At 29.0% G+C, this 17,680-nt stretch carries 19 protein-coding genes, 1 rRNA gene and 2 pseudogenes; 8 read left to right on the top strand and 14 right to left on the bottom strand.

The window, feature by feature from the left end:
* Positions 1-2: 2 nt before the first annotated feature.
* From C7U55_RS13955 to C7U55_RS06305, 6 genes are all read right to left on the bottom strand, one after another.
* The gene (locus C7U55_RS13955; RefSeq protein ID WP_275666254.1) at positions 3-176 is read right to left on the bottom strand and encodes a 3D domain-containing protein; all 174 of its coding nucleotides are present in this window, start codon (positions 174-176) and stop codon (positions 3-5) included.
* Positions 177-275: 99 nt separating this feature from the next.
* Positions 276-536 (bottom strand): hypothetical protein, encoded by a 261-nt coding sequence (locus tag C7U55_RS06325; protein ID WP_106987831.1) that lies wholly within the window; start codon positions 534-536, stop codon positions 276-278.
* Positions 537-560: 24 nt separating this feature from the next.
* Positions 561-836, bottom strand: coding sequence for a helix-turn-helix domain-containing protein (locus C7U55_RS06320; RefSeq protein WP_106987830.1), 276 nt, complete (start codon positions 834-836; stop codon positions 561-563).
* A 3-nt stretch (positions 837-839) separates the two neighbouring features.
* The gene (locus C7U55_RS06315; protein WP_106987829.1) at positions 840-1,064 is read right to left on the bottom strand and encodes a helix-turn-helix transcriptional regulator; all 225 of its coding nucleotides are present in this window, start codon (positions 1,062-1,064) and stop codon (positions 840-842) included.
* 17 nt (positions 1,065-1,081) lie between these two features.
* Entirely contained in the window at positions 1,082-1,366 is a 285-nt protein-coding gene (locus tag C7U55_RS06310; RefSeq protein ID WP_106987828.1) for a hypothetical protein, read from the bottom strand.
* Positions 1,367-1,555: 189 nt separating this feature from the next.
* A complete protein-coding gene (locus C7U55_RS06305) occupies positions 1,556-1,774 on the bottom strand; it encodes a helix-turn-helix transcriptional regulator (RefSeq protein ID WP_239985175.1) in 219 nt (72 codons plus the stop codon).
* 146 nt (positions 1,775-1,920) lie between these two features.
* On the opposite strand from C7U55_RS06305, the gene C7U55_RS06300 reads away from it, so the two are divergent.
* The 5 genes from C7U55_RS06300 to C7U55_RS06280 all read left to right on the top strand — a co-directional run bounded on the left by C7U55_RS06300 (position 1,921) and on the right by C7U55_RS06280 (position 6,518).
* Complete coding sequence (locus tag C7U55_RS06300) at positions 1,921-2,559, top strand: LexA family protein (protein WP_106987827.1); 639 nt, start codon at positions 1,921-1,923, stop codon at positions 2,557-2,559.
* Between the two features lie 3 nt (positions 2,560-2,562).
* Positions 2,563-3,396, top strand: coding sequence for a hypothetical protein (locus tag C7U55_RS06295; RefSeq protein WP_106987826.1), 834 nt, complete (start codon positions 2,563-2,565; stop codon positions 3,394-3,396).
* Between the two features lie 89 nt (positions 3,397-3,485).
* Entirely contained in the window at positions 3,486-4,409 is a 924-nt protein-coding gene (locus C7U55_RS06290; RefSeq protein WP_106987825.1) for a restriction endonuclease, read from the top strand.
* Between the two features lie 18 nt (positions 4,410-4,427).
* The gene (locus tag C7U55_RS06285; RefSeq protein ID WP_106987824.1) at positions 4,428-5,219 is read left to right on the top strand and encodes a hypothetical protein; all 792 of its coding nucleotides are present in this window, start codon (positions 4,428-4,430) and stop codon (positions 5,217-5,219) included.
* Positions 5,220-5,384: 165 nt separating this feature from the next.
* Positions 5,385-6,518, top strand: coding sequence for a tyrosine-type recombinase/integrase (locus tag C7U55_RS06280; protein WP_106987823.1), 1,134 nt, complete (start codon positions 5,385-5,387; stop codon positions 6,516-6,518).
* 207 nt (positions 6,519-6,725) lie between these two features.
* On the opposite strand, the gene C7U55_RS13950 is transcribed toward C7U55_RS06280, so the two are convergent.
* Both C7U55_RS13950 and C7U55_RS06270 read right to left on the bottom strand, forming a co-directional pair.
* Positions 6,726-8,927: a sensor histidine kinase gene (locus C7U55_RS13950; RefSeq protein WP_106987822.1), complete on the bottom strand. Its 2,202-nt coding sequence runs from the start codon at positions 8,925-8,927 to the stop codon at positions 6,726-6,728.
* A gap of 11 nt (positions 8,928-8,938) precedes the next feature.
* Positions 8,939-9,637: a response regulator transcription factor gene (locus C7U55_RS06270; protein WP_106987821.1), complete on the bottom strand. Its 699-nt coding sequence runs from the start codon at positions 9,635-9,637 to the stop codon at positions 8,939-8,941.
* A 328-nt stretch (positions 9,638-9,965) separates the two neighbouring features.
* Here C7U55_RS06270 and C7U55_RS06265 point away from each other — a divergent pair, with 328 nt between their 5' ends.
* Together C7U55_RS06265 and C7U55_RS06260 are read left to right on the top strand one after the other, a co-directional pair.
* Positions 9,966-10,805 carry a MerR family transcriptional regulator gene (locus C7U55_RS06265; RefSeq protein ID WP_106987820.1) on the top strand — a complete coding sequence of 280 codons (840 nt, stop codon included), beginning with the start codon at positions 9,966-9,968 and terminating at the stop codon, positions 10,803-10,805.
* A 60-nt stretch (positions 10,806-10,865) separates the two neighbouring features.
* The gene (locus C7U55_RS06260) at positions 10,866-11,891 is read left to right on the top strand and encodes an NAD(P)H-dependent amine dehydrogenase family protein (RefSeq protein WP_106987819.1); all 1,026 of its coding nucleotides are present in this window, start codon (positions 10,866-10,868) and stop codon (positions 11,889-11,891) included.
* A gap of 14 nt (positions 11,892-11,905) precedes the next feature.
* Here C7U55_RS06260 and C7U55_RS06255 read toward each other — a convergent pair.
* The 5 genes and pseudogenes from C7U55_RS06255 to pdxS form a co-directional block, all read right to left on the bottom strand.
* Positions 11,906-13,561, bottom strand: a pseudogene (locus tag C7U55_RS06255) (glycoside hydrolase family 13 protein).
* Between the two features lie 71 nt (positions 13,562-13,632).
* Positions 13,633-13,869 (bottom strand): annotated as a pseudogene (locus C7U55_RS14235) (helix-turn-helix transcriptional regulator); the annotation flags it as partial.
* A 36-nt stretch (positions 13,870-13,905) separates the two neighbouring features.
* Positions 13,906-14,412, bottom strand: coding sequence for a cupin domain-containing protein (locus C7U55_RS06245; protein WP_106987817.1), 507 nt, complete (start codon positions 14,410-14,412; stop codon positions 13,906-13,908).
* Positions 14,413-14,451: 39 nt separating this feature from the next.
* Positions 14,452-15,027: a pyridoxal 5'-phosphate synthase glutaminase subunit PdxT gene (gene pdxT / locus C7U55_RS06240; RefSeq protein WP_106987816.1), complete on the bottom strand. Its 576-nt coding sequence runs from the start codon at positions 15,025-15,027 to the stop codon at positions 14,452-14,454.
* Entirely contained in the window at positions 15,027-15,902 is an 876-nt protein-coding gene (gene pdxS, locus C7U55_RS06235; protein ID WP_106987815.1) for a pyridoxal 5'-phosphate synthase lyase subunit PdxS, read from the bottom strand. Before pdxS ends, pdxT begins: the two co-directional genes overlap by 1 nt.
* A gap of 113 nt (positions 15,903-16,015) precedes the next feature.
* Here pdxS and pdxR point away from each other — a divergent pair, with 113 nt between their 5' ends.
* A complete protein-coding gene (pdxR, locus tag C7U55_RS06230) occupies positions 16,016-17,404 on the top strand; it encodes a MocR-like pyridoxine biosynthesis transcription factor PdxR (protein WP_106987814.1) in 1,389 nt (462 codons plus the stop codon).
* 56 nt (positions 17,405-17,460) lie between these two features.
* Here the strand turns inward: pdxR and rrf are convergent.
* Positions 17,461-17,569: ribosomal RNA gene (gene rrf, locus C7U55_RS06225) — 5S ribosomal RNA — on the bottom strand.
* Positions 17,570-17,680 lie beyond the last annotated feature (111 nt).

Raw genomic sequence — 17,680 nt, 5'->3', positions numbered from 1 at the left:
TTTCATTTTCCCCTTTTGATGTATATTTCCACCTGATATCTTTCTTGTTTTGGATATTCACTAAAGATATCAATTTTGTTTCCTTTGATAGCTCCTCCGCAGTCTTGAGCTAAATATTCTTTTCCATCTATCAAAACTGTAGAACCATAAGGAATGATTGAAGGATCTACCGCAATGGTTTTACCTTCTTGTGCAATTGCACCTGTAGAAGTTAAACTTCCGTAGATGTCTTCTCCTGGCCAATAGTACGTTATGGTAAACTGGCCAAGTGCTTTTCATTTAGAAAGTTCATCAACTTGTTCTTGTAGTTGATTTCTTTCTACCTGGATACATTCGTACATGGCTTTGTACTGAACATATTCATTGAGTTGGTTTTGAGTTTCTTTCAACTCTTGCTTGTATAATTCTATTTGTTTGCTTTGTTCTTCATAAGCTGCTTGTGTTGATTTTGCTTGAGCATAACCAGTACCACTAAGAACCAAACCGAAGACACAAAGTCCAAACAATGTGACCTGAGCTTTTTTAGTCAATCTCATATTTGCAATTCCTCCCGAATTTGTTTATAATTTATGTGCTATGTTGTGTGTCCTTTTTTCAAGGGCACTTTTTTCATTTAAAGAATTAAGCAATGCAATGATCAATTGCTCACTAGGACTTCTGCTGAACTTATTCATGTAGTCCTCAAATGCTTTTCTTGGAATGTGTACGTTTCTTCTTTTGTTAGCTATTGCAACACTTCCTGGAAAGCATCCTTGTTGAATTGCATTGATGATGAATTCTCTACTCTTATGAGTAATCTTCATAACTTCTTCAACTGAAATGTTGTTTTCATCCATGGATTATCCCTCCTTTAATAAAAGATCTTCAACTTCTAAATTTAAACCTTTTGCAATTTTATAAGCTGTTAAGAATCTGCAGCTAACCCCTCTATTGATGATTTCAGCAATAGTTTGACGGTGTACTCCACATTTCTTTGAAAAAGCTGCAACTGAGCAGTTACTTTTTGCTATCTCCAATGAAAGTTTCTTACTATCCAATAGTACTAGTTGTAGTTGGTACGCCATGCTATTCCCCTCCTTTCTTAGAAAACCAATCCACTTATTTCGCTTGATAACTTTGCAAACTCAATACTTGAAATTAAATCTAATGCACAGGCAACTTCTATAATTGTGCTTAATCTTAAATATTGTCTTGAAACATTTAAGATTGCTGATTTATATACAGTTAATTTTGAAGAATAGTTTTCTGCTAGACATTCTTCAAATTCCTTTCTAGCTTTTTCCTTAAGCTCAATAAGTTCTTTTAAATGCTTTCTTTCATTTTTAATTTTGAATTTGATAATAGCCATTTGGTCTTTTTGTTCCATTTCTTTTTCTCCTTTCTACTACTGACCATCAAGGAACCAACCTCTATTACAAAATGAAAGTTTCACGTATTGTATTAAAAAAGAAATTTGTTTTAAGTTAGTGTTTCTATGATCAATTAATTTTAGGAATCTAATAAAATAGGCTTTATTAGAGATTGATTCCTGGATGATCAGTAATTTTGTTTTAAATTATTCTACGTTTTGTAGATTAGATTCTAAAAAAATAATATCATTTACAGATACATTTAAAATTGTTGCTAATTTATCAGCTTCTTCCATTGTGATATTTTGAGGCTTTTCTTCCATTTTTGCATACGTATTTCTATGACACCCTAATTTGTTGGCCATATATTCTTGAGAATAACCTCTAGCTCTTCTGATTTCATCAAGTTTCATTCGTGTACTCATACTGTCACCTCCTCTTTACGCATTTCATTCTATCCTACATTTTGTAGATTGTCAATAAAAATATGCAATTTGTAGAATATTTTTTGTGATTTGCTTTATTTATTCTACATTTTGCATTATAATAGTAGCGAAAAGAGGTGTCATAAATGAAAACACAATTTGGTACGATAGTTAAACAATTACGTGAAAAAAAAGGAATGGACCAAAAACAACTTGGAGAAATCGTTGGTGTAAGTGATAAAACTGTTTCATCTTGGGAAATAAATAGAACTGAACCAAAAATGGGAATCGTTCAACAACTTGCTGATTATTTTGGTGTTTCTACAGATTATTTAATAAAGGGTAATCAAGATGATGCTATATATAAAACAGTTAATATTGAATACACTAGTGTACCACTATACGATTCTATTTGTTGTGGCAACGGTGGATTTGTTGATGAAAATATAATTGATATGATTCCAGTACCCAGCAAAGGATTGAATCCCCGTGCTGAATATTTTGCACAATATGCTAAAGGTGAAAGCATGAAGGATGCTGGTATAAATGATGGAGATCTTCTTATTTTTGAAAGAACAGATAAAGTTGATGATGGAGTTATTGGATGTTTTTGTGATGAAGATAATGTTGCTACATGCAAAAAATACAAAGAACTTAATGGAATAGTAATGTTACAACCAATGAATATTGAATTTGAACCAATTATCATTGATCCATTAAAAGATAACTTTAGATGTTTAGGTAGATTAAAGAAAGTTATAAAAGATTTTGATTGGGAGGATTAAACATTGGTAAAAAGTATTTTTGAATTAGAAAAAAGAACAGATATAAAAAAAGAATGTTTACGAATGGAAAAATATCTAAATAAACCACAATTTAGAAGTCTTGATGGATACTCTAATAACAGTACATTTTGGCGTATGGTTAATAGTTGCTTTAAATTATGGCCTCATAGATATACTGCAACAAACGCTTCTGATTTCTTTGATTTATTAGAGTTACATACAAAAGTCGAAGAAATGAACAATACAGAATATTTTTATTATTTACAATTTATTTTTGATTTTATAATGTGGATATCATCCTACTGTGATGACGATATTTATGATATAGATTTCAATGCAGATCTTTATAATCTATTCATTGACAATGAAGATGAATTTAATTTAATTACCACAAACATCAAGATTATAATGGATTTTTCAAATTATTCTATAGAAAAAATCAACGATCACTACACATTCATAAAACATGATGCTGATACTGATAGCATATTATCAATTATCGAAAATGAAAATGATTTAAGATTAGCATTGCTAGAATACAATGATTTTAGAATTGAAAATGATATAAATGAAAAAAGAATTATTTTGAAAAAATTAGGTGATTATTTAGAACCGAAAAGAAAAGAATTTAACTCTATTAATAAATCATTAACTGACGATATATTCTACATGCTAAACAAATTCTACATAAGGCATAATAATGATGGAAATATTAAATTTGATTCTAATGCTGACTATATCAAGTGGTATGATAGGCTTTTTAAAATGATTATTCATTTAATTAGAAGTAAATATATTCTTGATGTTCAAAAGGAATTGAAAGATTATAAAAAATAACTATCAAAGGAGGGAATAAAAATGTCATTTAGAAGCAATTTAAATATATTATCTTTTTTAAAAAATAGGAAATCAAATAAAATAATACTATGATTTATTTTATTTTGACTTTACCTTTAAAAATGATGTTTTATCCCTTAAAGTATTCATTTAAATTTCTTAAATTTTTAATAGATATATTCAAAGAACTGTTTCCTAAAAACTACTATCTTGAACAATTAGATAATATGTCTGGTTTGCAATTTGAACAAGCTAGTAAAAATATTTTAACAAACAATGGCTTTTATGATGTAAAAGTTACTAAAGGTAGTGGTGATTTTGGAGTAGATATTCTAGCAAAAAACAGACATAAAAAATATGCTATTCAATGTAAAAATTATTCTGGTAATGTTGGTGTATCTGCTATACAAGAAGCTTTTTCTGGTTGCAGACATTATTCATGTGATGTGCCTGTAGTTTTTACAAATTCTTATTTCACTAAGCAAGCTATTGAACTTGCCGAGTCCATAGGCGTTGAGCTTTGGGATAGAAATACTTTAAAAAAAATGTGTAAAAAGAGAAGAACAAGAACGTCTTCCTATAATATAAATAAAAAAAACATATCAAATGAGCAATTGACAGTGGCAGATGCCAAAGATATTTTAAACAAAATCGATTATTATAATAATCTAATCAGTAATGAAAAATCATTATATAAAACAGTTGAATGCCAAATGAAAATTTATGAACTTTGCAAACAACTTGAAAAGTTTGACAAAGCAACTAATGGAGAGATTGGTTTGTCAACTTCACCCGATCAAGTATTATTTTTAATAAAAAGCTATATAAAAGATTATGTTAATGAATTCGAAACAAAAACTCTTTATATAAACAACGACATACAAGAAATAGAAGAATTTAAAAAATTATCTCTTGAATTAACGTCTATAAAAAATACATTTCCTATTTTAAAAGAATATGTAACCAAATTTATTAAACGATTAAATTTATATTCTGATAATTTAAATAATTAACCAGCAAAGGAGCTTTCAATGAAAAAGATAAAAGATTTTATAAAACATAATTATCTAATGATTATAGCAGCTATTTGTTTCTTTGCATTTGTTCCGCCTTTCATTAATCTATTGGTCACAACGCCTTCTCCAATTGGCTTTATTACTCCTGATAATCAAGAAACATGGATTGGATTCTTTGGCTCTATCATAGGTGGTGGTACTACTTTATTTGGTGTTTGGTGGACCATTAAAAAACAAGAAGAACAAAGGAGAAAAGATTTAGCAATTCAGTATATGCCTTTTTTAACAGTATCATTAGATGAAAAAAATGAATATAATTTTCCAATAGTACACAAAATAGATTTTGATAAAGAAAAGTGTGATGGATTATATAAATTTAAAATAGGAAACAGCAATAAAGATTCATCAAATATAAAACGTTTTCCTATTGTAATTGATAATTTAGGTAATGGAGAGTGTTACATAAAATTAGCAACTCGTCCCTTTTATGATGATGCTAACGGTGTCAAATTCAAAGAAATTTCCGGTAAAACAATTCATCAATTTGATGAAAATTGGTCTTCTGTTATAGGAAGGAAGAAATCAATTACAATCAATTTATATGTTTATTATAATGTATACGAACAAATAGGCGGTGAACTCTCTTTAGATTTTAGATTAGAATCATACGACATGTTTGAAGAAATTCATTATGATAATACACTCCACGTTAATTTACTAGTTAAAAATGTTGAAAATTCTAATAATATCGAAGTATTTATAAATTCATTACCAATTGAAAATAAGATTATTGAAGATGATGAATAAATCATTAGAAAAATAAAAAACTCCCCTGCTACCAACAGGAGAGTAAAAATAAGGTACTACCAATACCTTAAATAAAAAGAAACTCGCTAAAGTCCTTTTACGTACTCAATTTTACCATATAGAGCACGTTCAAGGCAAATATAATTGAAAGGACGTGTTTTTATTATGGCTAGAAAAGTCACATATAAGCGTAGACCAAATAATAGTGGTACTGTAGTAAAACTATCAGGAAAACGTAGAAAGCCCTACTGCGCCAAAATTACAAGTGAAGAATATGATCTTGTTACAGGTAAGAAGAAACAAGTACCTATTGGCACTTTTGAAACTGAACTTGAAGCTTTAAATGCCCTATCACTTTATCATTTAACTGTTAATAAACAAATAAACGATAAAGAAGCAAAAGAATTATCTCCTGATATATTTAACAAAGTTAAAGAAAGACATGATAGTAAAGTTCCAACATTCAAAGAAATCTTTGACATTTTAGACAAAGAAGAACTTAGCTCATTATCTAAATCCGCTCTTTATGGCTATAGGTCATGGATCAAACATTTTGAACAAGTATATAATAGAAAGATCACTAATATTTCTTTACAAGATTTGCAATTCATCTTTGACAATGATAAATGTGGCCAAGGTACAAAAATACACATGAAGGTACTTTGTACAAAAATTTTCAAATATGCAGTTATTCATAAATATATCAATCGTGATGATGATTATACTGAATATATCAGTTGTGGAAAAGACGAAGATAGCAAAAAACATTATGCTTTCTCATATGATGAAATTCAATGTTTAAGAGAAGAAAACACTGATATGGCTAAGATTGTGCTTATTTATATTTATAGCGGTTTACGTGCAAACGAATTACTCAATATCGATAGAAATGATATACATATAGATGAAATTTGTAACGATGATGGAATCGAAAGAAAAGTTTCGTATTTCTATACAGGATCAAAAACGCAAGCAGGTAAAAATAGAATTGTTCCAATACATGATTCCATAAAAGATTATGTAATAGAATTACTATTATGTGAAAATAAAAGACTGATAGACCGCAGCTATGTAAGCTTCAATAATATTTGCTTTTTAGAATACTTAACAAACTTAAATATGAAACATACTATACATGATACAAGAGTTACTTTCACTACTCTTTGTCAATTGAATAATGTTGATGTTTTTAGTAGAAAAAGAGTGCTAGGACACAAAATGAAAGATATTACTTTTGATACTTATACTGATACAGTTATTAACAAATTATTCGTAGAAATTAATAAAATAAAAGCTTAATTTTTTGTTACTAATTTGTTACTAATTGTGTACATTTAGTAACATTTAATCGCCCAAACCCCTTGATTTTACGTCATTTTTAAATCATATTTTTTTCAAAATATGAAAAACTATCTCAAAAATGAGATAGTTTCATAAATCATAAAAATCATTTCTGTATTGATCATAAGAAGAAGGAGAAAGAGTAAGATCCAGGGAATAACCTTTTTAATCATTTTCTATTTTCTTAGGAAAGATAATTGTTGTCTTAAAGAGATCACCATCTACATTCACTTCAAAAGTTCCACCTTGAACCTCCACAAAGCTTTTACAGATAGCAAGTCCTAAACCAGAACCTTCACTTTTACGTGAAGCATCTCCTTGTACAAATCTTTCTGTTAAATCACCTGGATTAGATATTTCATGTGCTGAAATATTTTTGAAAACGACAATAACTTGTTGATTCGTTTCAACGATTTGTAAATAAACTCGTGTATGTTCTAAAGCGTATTTACAGATATTTTGACATAAATTTTCTAAAACACGATAAGTTTTTTCACTGTCTAAATGACAAATGATTTTTTTATTTTCATAATCATTTTTTAGATTTAAATGATGATGTTCGAATTGTTCTTGATATTCAAAGAGAACTTGTTGTAATAAGGCATGAATATCTAAATCTATAGGATTTAATTGGATATTACCACTATTGACTTTAGATACTTCAAATAGATCTTCAATAAGTGTTTTTAATCTTTTAGTATTACGATCTAAAATATCAATATATTCATCTTGTTGTTCTTTTGATAAATCTTCATTTTTTAATAAATCAATATAAGAAATAATAGATGTTAAAGGTGTTTTTAAATCATGAGAAACATTACTAATCAATTCTGTTTTCATCTTTTGTGATGCGACTTCTTTACTTACCGCATCTTTAAAACCATCATTGATACAATTAAGTTCATCTTTAAGTGAATTAAATAAACCAAGATCTTGATTGATTTTATCATTAAATTCACCTTGAGCTGAATGATTGGCTGATTGTAAAAGAACTTGATAATCATTGCTTACTTTTGAAAGTAGCTTTTTAGAAATCAACATAGTAATGATGGCACAAACCAAAGAAACAAAACATGTAAAAATAAGATAAATACGTGGACTAATATAATAAAGATTTCCTATAATTCCCATAAAAAAATAAACAAATAATAAAATTCCTTCAATATAAATACCACTGATTAAACCTATTTTAAGAATGATATTTCCTTTTTGATTCTTTAAATCAAATTGTGTTAAGCTTTTAATTTCATCTTTAAAATAGTGATAAGCACTACAAACAAGCGTATGTTCTTTAATAAAGTCTTTACCAAAAACAAGAATAGATTTGATATAAAAGATAAAATACATAATCATGGCATAGAAAACAAACCAACCACCTACATTGATAATCGGTTCAATCGCAACACCGGCACCAGCCATTCCTCTTTCTCTTAGCATCCAAGCAAAAGTTCCTTGCCAAGAGGCCCTTAATACTTCTGTCATGACAGCAAGCCACATTGCAATTAAAATAATATAAATAAAGAACATAAAGAATAATTTAACTTTAACAACTGTTTTAAAAGGCTCAATGTCAATCAGTTTTCTTACTGGCACAAATAACATAAAAATGACAAGAGCTGCAACAATGATAAAGACATAGGTTATTAAAACATCAGAAATGGATCCTTGTTTAGAACATAATTGTTCTAAATAACAATTTGTTGGTAATTTTTTAGGTATCGCAATTAATACTTTAATGTTTGTTGGATTATTGATGGTTATTTGATTAATAATATCACTATTACCTTCATCTAAATAATTATTTTTAAAAAGTTGATCAAAGGAAGTATTGTAGAAGGATCCTTCCCAATCGCTGGTTTGATTTCCTTCAAGAGAAACATTTCCATTTTCATCATAATCAATGGTTGTATACCATTGATAGTCATTTAATACTTTTTTATCCTGAGTTTCAAATGCTTTTTTTAAATTCTTTTTAGAATTTGTGAAAAAGATTTTTTCGTCTGTTTTATCATAAACATAATATTTGATTCCTTTTGTATCACGATTATTTTCATCATCTAACTCATAAATATAGTCATTAAAAACATCTTTTAAAGAATAATCACCATAAACATTTAGTTGATCAATATCATCACCTTTAACATAATAATGAAGTAAATCATAATTTCCTTTTCTTCTTTGAATTCTCATATCTAATAAAATACTTTTACTTGTAAGTATTTCGGTAATTCTACTTCGATTATTATCAAAATCAAGTTTAGTCGAAGTCGTTTTTTCTTTTACCCCATAACTTAAATAAGTGACTAATGAGGCAATAATCAATACAGAAAATAAAAGTATTTTAAGTAATCTGTTTTTATTTTTCATGTTTCCTCCTATTATTTATCAATTTTATATCCAACACCCCAAACAACTTTTAAATATTGTGGTTTTTTAGGATTAATTTCTATTTTTTCTCTTAAATTACGAACATGAACCATCACTGTTTCACTATTAATGGCTTCTTCATTCCAAACACGTTCATAAATATCATCGGCAGAAAAAACCTTTCCCGCATTTTTCATTAATAATTCTAATATTTTAAATTCGATTGGTGTTACTTTTACCTTTTTGCCATCAACTAAAACAGTTTTAGTATCTACATTCAGTTCAAGACCACCACAAAGATAAATAGAATCACTTTCTTTAGGTGCTGTCGCATCTAAGTAACGTCCATAACGTCTTAGATGGGAACGAACACGTGCCATTAATTCCATCGGTACAAATGGTTTGGTAACATAATCATCACCACCTAAATTAAGTCCCATGATTTTATCAATATCTTCTGATTTTGCTGAAAGAAAAATAACTGGAAAATCATATTTTTCCCTTAATTTTGCGACCATTGTTAGACCATCCATACGTGGCATCATAATATCAACAATAGCAAGATGAATTGTTTCTTTTTCCACAATTTCTAAACCTGCAATTCCATCATTTCCAACATACACATCGTATCCTTGATTTTGTAAATAAATTTTAATTGCATTGGCAATTTCTATGTCAGCTTCGATAACTAATACATGATATTTTTCCATTCCCTTTTTAACTCCTTATCTAAGCATTGAAAACAATGCAAAACTAATACATATATAACCTGCATATACACAGCTTATTAAAATGATTTTGTTTATTCTTTCCATCTTCCTCACCTCTTGCCTTAAAGTATAGAGATGATTTATAAATATTTTCTTTTTATATTTCTAAAGATTTTCTTAAGATTAAAACTATCTCTATTGTACATAATCTTTTGTAAAAAAGGAAATCTCTTATAAATATAAGATTATTTGTCTATTTTTACCTAAATTATTAAAATAACTCTTATGTAACATGAGAGTTTGATATAATGAATTTGAGGTGAATACTATGAATAATGATTATTTAAGTATTGGTGAAATGGCCAAAATGAATCATATCACGGTAACAACATTAAGGTTGTATGATGAACTTGATTTATTGAAGCCTGTATATGTTAATCCTGAGACAAATTATCGCTATTATGATATTAAACAAAATGCACGTTTGGATTTGATTCAATATATGAAAGAACTGCAAATGAATCTTAAAGAAATTAAGGAACTTCTTGATAAAGAAGATATTAATTTAATTGAAGCAATTTTAATTAAAAAGAAGCAACAACTTTCTATACAAATCAATGATTTACAAAGAACTAAAGATGCTATTTCCAGAACGATTTATAGTTTGGAAAGATATCGTAAATCACCCCCAAGCGGGACAATTACTTTAGAATATATTGATCGAAGAAGGATCTATGTCATGCATACCAATATTAATTTCTATGAACACGATTTAAATGTTTATGAACATCTTTTAACCCAATTAAAGAATGATTTGATTATGCATCATTATCCCCAAATTTATTATTGTAATGCGGGAACTTTTCTTAATAAAGAACGATTTTTAAAACAAGAATTTATTTCAGATCGTATTTTTGTTTTTGTGGATAATCATTTTCCTGAAAAAGAAATACAAGTGATTGAAAATGGAATGTATGCTTGTATTTATCTTGATGATTTTCATCAAGAAATAGATTATGCAAAACGTCTTCTTGATTATTGTAAGATGAATCATCTTACAATATGTGGTGATTATATTTGTGAAGTTTTAAGTGAACTCAGTATGTTTGATCATCATGAACGTTCTATGTTTTTAAGATTACAAGTTCCTGTTTCTTTTAAAAAGTAGTTGACTCTCTTCTTAGATAAGAGTCTATGATGTAATTGAAAGAAATAGGAGGCATGAATTATGGAAAAGATTAAAGTTGTACAATATGGTTGCGGAAAGATGGCAAAATACATTATCCGTTATCTTTATGAAAATGGAGCAATGATTGTTGGGGCCATTGATACAAATCCCGCAATTGTAGGAATGGATATTGGTGATTTTGCAGAACTTGGTGTTAAAACAGGCGTATGTATTAGTGATCAAGCAGATAAAGTTTTAGATGAAACAGATCCTGATATCGCTGTTGTCACTTTATTTAGTTTAGTCAGTGATTGCTTCGATCATTATGTAAAATGTTTATCAAGAGGAATTAGTGTTATTTCTACATGTGAAGAAGCAACATATAGTTGGACAACAGATCCAGTTCGTACAAATCAATTAGATGTTATTGCAAAAGAAAATGGATGTACTTTTGTTGGTAGTGGTATGGAAGATATCTTCTGGGTAAATATGGTTGGTTTAGTAGCCGGTGGATGTCATTCTATTAAAAAGATTGAAGGTGCTGTAAGTTATAATGTCGAAGATTATGGATTAGCTCTTGCAAAAGCTCATGGTGTTGGTTTAACTCCTGAAGAATTTGAAGCATGTATTGCCCATCCTGAAGTATTAGAACCTTCATATGTATGGAATTCAAATGAAGCCTTAGCAGCACGCATGGGATGGACAATTAAATCTCAAACACAAAAATGTGTTCCTTATTTCCATGAAACAGACTTATATTCATCAACTTTAGGTGAAACAATTCCAAAAGGAAACTGTATTGGAATGGCTGCTGTTGTAACAACAGAAACTTTCCAAGGTCCTGTTATTGAAACACAATGTATTGGTAAAGTCTATGGTGAAGATGATGGTGATATGTGTGATTGGAAAATTACAGGTGAACCAGATACAGAGTTTCATGTTGTAAAACCTGCAACGGTTGAACATACGTGTGCAACAATTGTCAATCGTATTCCAACTGTTTTGGTTGCACCTGCTGGTGTAGTTACAGTTGATGAATTAGATCGTTTAGATTATTTAACTTATCCTATGGAATATCATATTTAATGTAAAAGCAGAGCCTAAGCTCTGCTTTTTTGATAGAAAACAATACTTTCATAAGGTTTAAGAGTTCCCTTTTGATGCTTTTCATAGTTTTTAATTAATATTTTTTCATCATTTAGAATAGAGGTATCATAACCAACTTCTTGATTACTAAAATTACAATAAACTATCATTTCTTCATCTTTATAAAGACGTTTGTATGCAAAGATATTTTCATCATCCTTCATTATTAATTCATATTTTCCTAAAATTATAATTTCATATGTCTTCCTTAATTGTATAAGTTTTTGATAAGTATAAAAAATTGAATTTGAATTATTGATTTCATCTTCTGCATTGATTGTTAGATAATTTGGATTGACCATGATCCATGATGTTTGATTACTAAATCCCGTATTTTTACCTTTGTTCCATTGCATTGGTGTTCTTGCATGATCACGGCTTGATTTTAGCATGTAGCGTAACATATCTTCATGAGCTACCTTCTTTTCTATTTCAACAAGTTGTTTGTAGCTATTATAAGTTTCAATATCACGATAATCATTCAATGATTTAAATGGAACATTCGTCATTCCCAATTCTTCCCCTTGATAAATATAAGGTGTTCCTTGCATCATATGAAGACAAATTGCTAACATTTTTGCTGATTTTTCATGATAAAGAGCTGTCGAAGTATCACCAAATCTTGAAACACAACGAGGTTGGTCATGATTATTCCAAAATAATGAGTTCCAAGCTTTTTGATACATTCCCTCTTGCCATCTTGACATGATTTGTTTTAAATCTTTTAAAACAAATCGTTGATCAGACCACTTATTTGTTTCACCACCATCGACATCCATCAATTCAAATTGAAAAATCATACATAATTCACTATTATCTAATGGTGCATATTTTTTACCATCTTCTATAGTAACAGATGGGGGTTCTCCTACTGTTAATAATTCTTTTCTTGAAAATACCTTTTGATTCATCTCTTGGATATATTCATGTACATGTGGACCATTAGCACAGACCTTATGTCCTTTAATTGATCTATCTACATAATATTGATTCTCATCTTTACTAATAACATTAATAACATCTAAGCGAAAGCCATCTACACCCTTATCTACCCAATAATTCATAATATCATAACATTCTTGTCTTACTTTAGGATTTTGCCAATTTAGATCAGGTTGTTTTTTAGAAAATAAATGGAGATAATATTCTTTTGTATTTTCATCAAACTCCCATGCTGAACCTTGAAAACAACTTGTCCAATTATTAGGAACATCTCCTTCTTTAGGTTCTTTCCAAATATAATAATCTCAATAGGGATTTTCTTTTGATGATTGACTTTCTTTAAACCAATGATGCTCATCACTTGTATGATTAAAAACAACATCCAAGATAATTTTAATTTGTTTTTCATGCGCTTTTTCTAATAATTCTTCAAAATCTTCCATCGTTCCAAATTCTGGCTGAATTTGATAATAATCTGAAATGTCATAACCATTATCATCATCAGGAGACTTATAAATAGGTGTTAACCATAGTACATCAACTCCTAATTTTTCCAAGTAATCTAAACGAGAAACAATTCCTTGAAGATCACCTATACCATCATTATTACTATCTTGAAAACTTTTTACATAAATTTGATAAACAACACTCTTTTTCCACCATTCCATTTTTTGATCCTCCTCTTTTATATTCTAACTATTCTTAAAATATATTCATTGCTTTTTTAAACAATTAATAGTCAATTATAAACCTTTTCTATAATTTGTAGGTGTTTTTTATATTCATTTTGAAAGACTTTTTCAAAGGATTTCACATTTTTAAATCCATTATTTAAAGCAATATCAATAATTTTCATATCCGTATGCATTAAATCATAATAAGCATGCTTTAATCGAATTTTTTGTAGATATTGATAAAAAGTTGTTCCTGTTTGTTTTTTAAAATAGCGTGTCAATGAATTAGGATGAAAATGAAACTTTTTTGCAAGAAATTCAAGTGAAAGATTTTGTGCTTACTTTTTCTCTATCTCATCTAATATAAAGGAAATATCATTTAATTTTGTTTCTTTTTTTATTTCAATTAAACAGTCCTGAATTATTTTTTGATAAAGTTGATACATTAAAATATGTTTGTCTAAAGAGGCTAGTTCTTGGCAATTTTTCATTTCTAACCAAGGTTTCATCCATTCTACATCTAATGGTGTTCTTAACTTAAATGTATTGTATTTGATATTAAACTCATTAAATACATCTATTGAAAGAAGATAAGTATAAATATGCGTTTCTTCCAAAAATATAAATTGATGAATAACATGACTATTAACGATAAACATTTCTCCTTGATGAAATATTTCATTTTTTCCATCAATATATGCCTCTAATTTTCCTGAGACGATATAAACGACTTCAACATCCTTGTGAAAATGTGATGTTACAGGTCGATTTTGATTAAAAAAATGATTATAAAAAATAATTGGATATTTTATATTAGAATTCACTACTTCTATATGATGATTCATCTTAACACTTCCTTTATTTCTATTATATAAGAAAAAAGCCTACCTCGTAGACTTTTTAATCATATTTATAAAATATTGATGAATAGAATGATTTTCATCAAGTTCAGGATGAAAAGCAAGTGCTAGTTGATTTTTATATTGAACAGCGATAATATGGTCATTTACTTCAGAAAGAATATCAACGCCTTCTTGTACACTTTCAATATAAGGTGCGCGAATAAAAGTCATAGGTACTTTTCCTAATCCTTTCATTTCTTCAATGGTATGAAAACTTCCTAGTTGTCTACCATAAGCATTTCTTTTAACCGTCATAGGTATTGTTGAAAAGTAAGTTTGATCCTGATTGACAATTCTATCAGCTAATAAAATGAGTCCTGCACATGTAGCAAGTGTTGGTAAACCATCTTGAATACGTTTTTGTAAATCATCAAACATCTCTAATTCTTTTAAAAGCTTTCCTTGAACCGTACTTTCGCCTCCAGGTAATACGAGTCCATCAAAATCTTGATCAAGATCACTTTTTTGTCTTAATTCGATACAAGTCGCTCCTAATTGTTCTAACTTTTTTTCATGTTCAATAAAGGCTCCTTGTAAAGCGAGAACCGCAATTTTCATTATTTACCTCTTTCAGCCATTAAGATTTCAATTTCTTGTTCATTAATACCAACCATTGCTTCCCCTAAATCTTCAGATAATTTTGCAATCAATTTAGCATCTGTATAATTTGTAACAGCTTTAACAATCGCAGCAGCACGTTTTTTAGGATTTCCTGATTTAAAGATTCCTGAACCAACAAAGACTCCTTCTGCCCCTAATTGCATCATTAATGCTGCATCTGCAGGTGTAGCGACTCCGCCAGCAGCAAAGTTAACAACTGGTAATTTTTTATGATCGTGAACATATTCTACAAGTTCATATGGTACTTGTAATTGTTTTGCAACTTCGAAAAGTTCATCTTTTCTAAGAGCCGAAATTTGGGCAATTTGTTTATTCATCATTCTCATATGACGAACGGCTTGAACGATATCTCCTGTTCCTGGTTCTCCTTTTGTACGAATCATGCTTGCCCCTTCATTGATACGACGAAGCGCTTCCCCTAAATCTTTGGCACCACATACAAATGGTACTTCAAATTCTCTTTTATTGACATGATAAACATCATCTGCTGGTGATAAAACTTCACTTTCATCAATATAATCAATTTCAATTGCTTGTAAAAGCTGTGCTTCTACAAAGTGTCCAATACGACATTTTGCCATAACTGGAATGCTTACTGCTGCTTGAATTTCTTGAATCATTTTTGGATCAGACATTCTTGCAACTCCCCCTGCTGCACGAATATCTGCAGGAATTCTTTCAAGCGCCATAACTGCACATGCTCCAGCTTCTTCTGCAATTTTTGCTTGTTCAGGTGTTGTTACATCCATAATAACACCACCTTTTAACATTTGTGCTAATTGTTTATTTAATGCATATCTTTCATTTAACATTTTTTAATCCCCCTGTTTACTTTTGTTATGGCTTTTATTATACTTAAATGTGAACATATTAAAATATTCAAATTAAATATATCCATTAAGGTCAGTTTGAGGAGGAATCATTTATGTTAACATATAATCTTACAAATATAGGGTCAGATTCCCTTTATGAATATATTTATAAATGTATAAAAAAAGACATTATTTTAGGAAACATAAAACCGGGAGAAAGATTACCATCAAAGAGACCTTTTTCAAAAAATCTTGGAGTAAGTATTATTACTGTTGAAAATGCTTATAGTTTACTTATGTCTGAAGGTTTTATTTATTCATTACCAAAGAAAGGATTTTATGTCGCTGATTTAAAAAATATTCCTTCTAAAAAACAAATGAATAAAGAGAAAGTGGTTTTAACAAGTGGACATAATCACTACTTAGCTGATTTTTCTAGTAATCAAACAGAAAGTGATATCTTTCCCTTTACTACATGGATCAAAACAATGAAAGAAGTACTAAGAGATAATCAAAAAGAACTAATGATCAACTCACCTTGTGGTGGTATTCTTGAATTAAGAAAAAATATTGCGAATTTCTTAAAAGATTTTAGAGATATGAATATTAAACCTGAACAAATCATTATTGGTGCAGGTACAGAATATCTATATAGCTTGATTATTCAACTTTTAGGAAATGATGTTAAATATGGCTTAGAAAATCCTGGTTATCCAAAAACTGCCCAAATTTATAAAAGTATGAATGTTGATTTTGAATATGTGGATATAGATGATTATGGAATAGATCCAAATGAATTAGAAGAAAAGAAAATTGATGTAATACACATCTCTCCATCTCATCATTTTCCTACAGGTATTGTTATGCCAATTTCAAGAAGGTATGAACTTCTAGGATGGGCAAATAAAGTTGAAAAACATTATATCATTGAAGATGATTATGATAGTGAATTAAGATTAGGTGGAAAACCCATTCCAACTTTACAAAGCATAGATGTTTCCGATAAAGTCATCTACATGAATACCTTTACTAAAACTTTATCATCAACTATCCGTATGTCTTATATGGTATTACCAGAGTCATTAGCTGATGAATATTATAGACGTCTTTCATTTTATTCATGTACAGTTTCAAATTTTGAACAATATACTCTTTCAAGATTTATTGAAAACGGACATTTTGAAAGACATATTAATCGTTTGAGAAATTATTATTTAAAAAAACAAAATACAATCTTAAATGCCTTTCAAACGAGTAGTCTAAATAATAAAATTGAAATTTATAATGAAACTGCTGGCGTTCATTTTTTAATGAAAATAAAAAGTACAAAAGAAGAAAAAGACATTATAAATAATGCTTATAGTAAAGGAATAAGATTAAGTCCACTTTCGCAATATTATAAAAATAATAAGGAAAACAAGAATATTTATGTTATGAACTACTCATCATTAGATAGTGAAAAAATAGGTCTAATTGTAGAAAAGCTGAAACAGTGTATCTAAAAACCACCTGGCAAGAAAGTCAGGTGGTTTTAATAAAGTAAAGATATAAAAAAAAGAACTGGCAACGAGCTATTTTCGCACCGAAGTACTATCTTCGCCGTGATGATGCTTAACTTCTGTGTTCGGAATGGGAACAGGTGTGTCCATCATGCTATCATTACCAGATCTTCTCTTAAAGTATCCTTCAGGACACTCAAAACCAGATAGTAGTCTCTTTCTTTCAAGCTCGCTTGCCTTTTCGGTCAAGCCCTCGACCTATTAGTATCAGTCCGCTTA

Origin of the sequence: Faecalibacillus faecis (assembly GCF_003024675.1) — a bacterium.
GTDB classification, from domain to species: Bacteria; Bacillota_I; Bacilli_A; order Erysipelotrichales; family Coprobacillaceae; genus Faecalibacillus; species Faecalibacillus faecis.
This window is presented reverse-complemented; position numbering and strand designations above follow the sequence as displayed.

Bases quoted from the DNA above. Each gene is read 5' to 3' on its own strand.
- C7U55_RS06265 (WP_106987820.1), top strand. From the start codon at position 9,966: ATGAATAATGATTATTTAAGTATTGGTGAAATGGCCAAAATGAATCAT.
- C7U55_RS06305 (WP_239985175.1), bottom strand. From the start codon at position 1,774: ATGAGTACACGAATGAAACTTGATGAAATCAGAAGAGCTAGAGGTTAT.
- pdxT (WP_106987816.1), bottom strand. From the start codon at position 15,027: ATGAAAATTGCGGTTCTCGCTTTACAAGGAGCCTTTATTGAACATGAA.
- C7U55_RS06325 (WP_106987831.1), bottom strand. From the start codon at position 536: ATGAGATTGACTAAAAAAGCTCAGGTCACATTGTTTGGACTTTGTGTC.
- C7U55_RS06280 (WP_106987823.1), top strand. From the start codon at position 5,385: ATGGCTAGAAAAGTCACATATAAGCGTAGACCAAATAATAGTGGTACT.
- C7U55_RS06310 (WP_106987828.1), bottom strand. From the start codon at position 1,366: ATGGAACAAAAAGACCAAATGGCTATTATCAAATTCAAAATTAAAAAT.
- C7U55_RS06285 (WP_106987824.1), top strand. From the start codon at position 4,428: ATGAAAAAGATAAAAGATTTTATAAAACATAATTATCTAATGATTATA.
- C7U55_RS06270 (WP_106987821.1), bottom strand. From the start codon at position 9,637: ATGGAAAAATATCATGTATTAGTTATCGAAGCTGACATAGAAATTGCC.
- C7U55_RS13950 (WP_106987822.1), bottom strand. From the start codon at position 8,927: ATGAAAAATAAAAACAGATTACTTAAAATACTTTTATTTTCTGTATTG.
- C7U55_RS06245 (WP_106987817.1), bottom strand. From the start codon at position 14,412: ATGAATCATCATATAGAAGTAGTGAATTCTAATATAAAATATCCAATT.
- C7U55_RS06260 (WP_106987819.1), top strand. From the start codon at position 10,866: ATGGAAAAGATTAAAGTTGTACAATATGGTTGCGGAAAGATGGCAAAA.
- C7U55_RS06320 (WP_106987830.1), bottom strand. From the start codon at position 836: ATGGATGAAAACAACATTTCAGTTGAAGAAGTTATGAAGATTACTCAT.
- C7U55_RS06290 (WP_106987825.1), top strand. From the start codon at position 3,486: ATGATTTATTTTATTTTGACTTTACCTTTAAAAATGATGTTTTATCCC.
- pdxR (WP_106987814.1), top strand. From the start codon at position 16,016: ATGTTAACATATAATCTTACAAATATAGGGTCAGATTCCCTTTATGAA.
- C7U55_RS06315 (WP_106987829.1), bottom strand. From the start codon at position 1,064: ATGGCGTACCAACTACAACTAGTACTATTGGATAGTAAGAAACTTTCA.
- C7U55_RS06300 (WP_106987827.1), top strand. From the start codon at position 1,921: ATGAAAACACAATTTGGTACGATAGTTAAACAATTACGTGAAAAAAAA.
- pdxS (WP_106987815.1), bottom strand. From the start codon at position 15,902: ATGTTAAATGAAAGATATGCATTAAATAAACAATTAGCACAAATGTTA.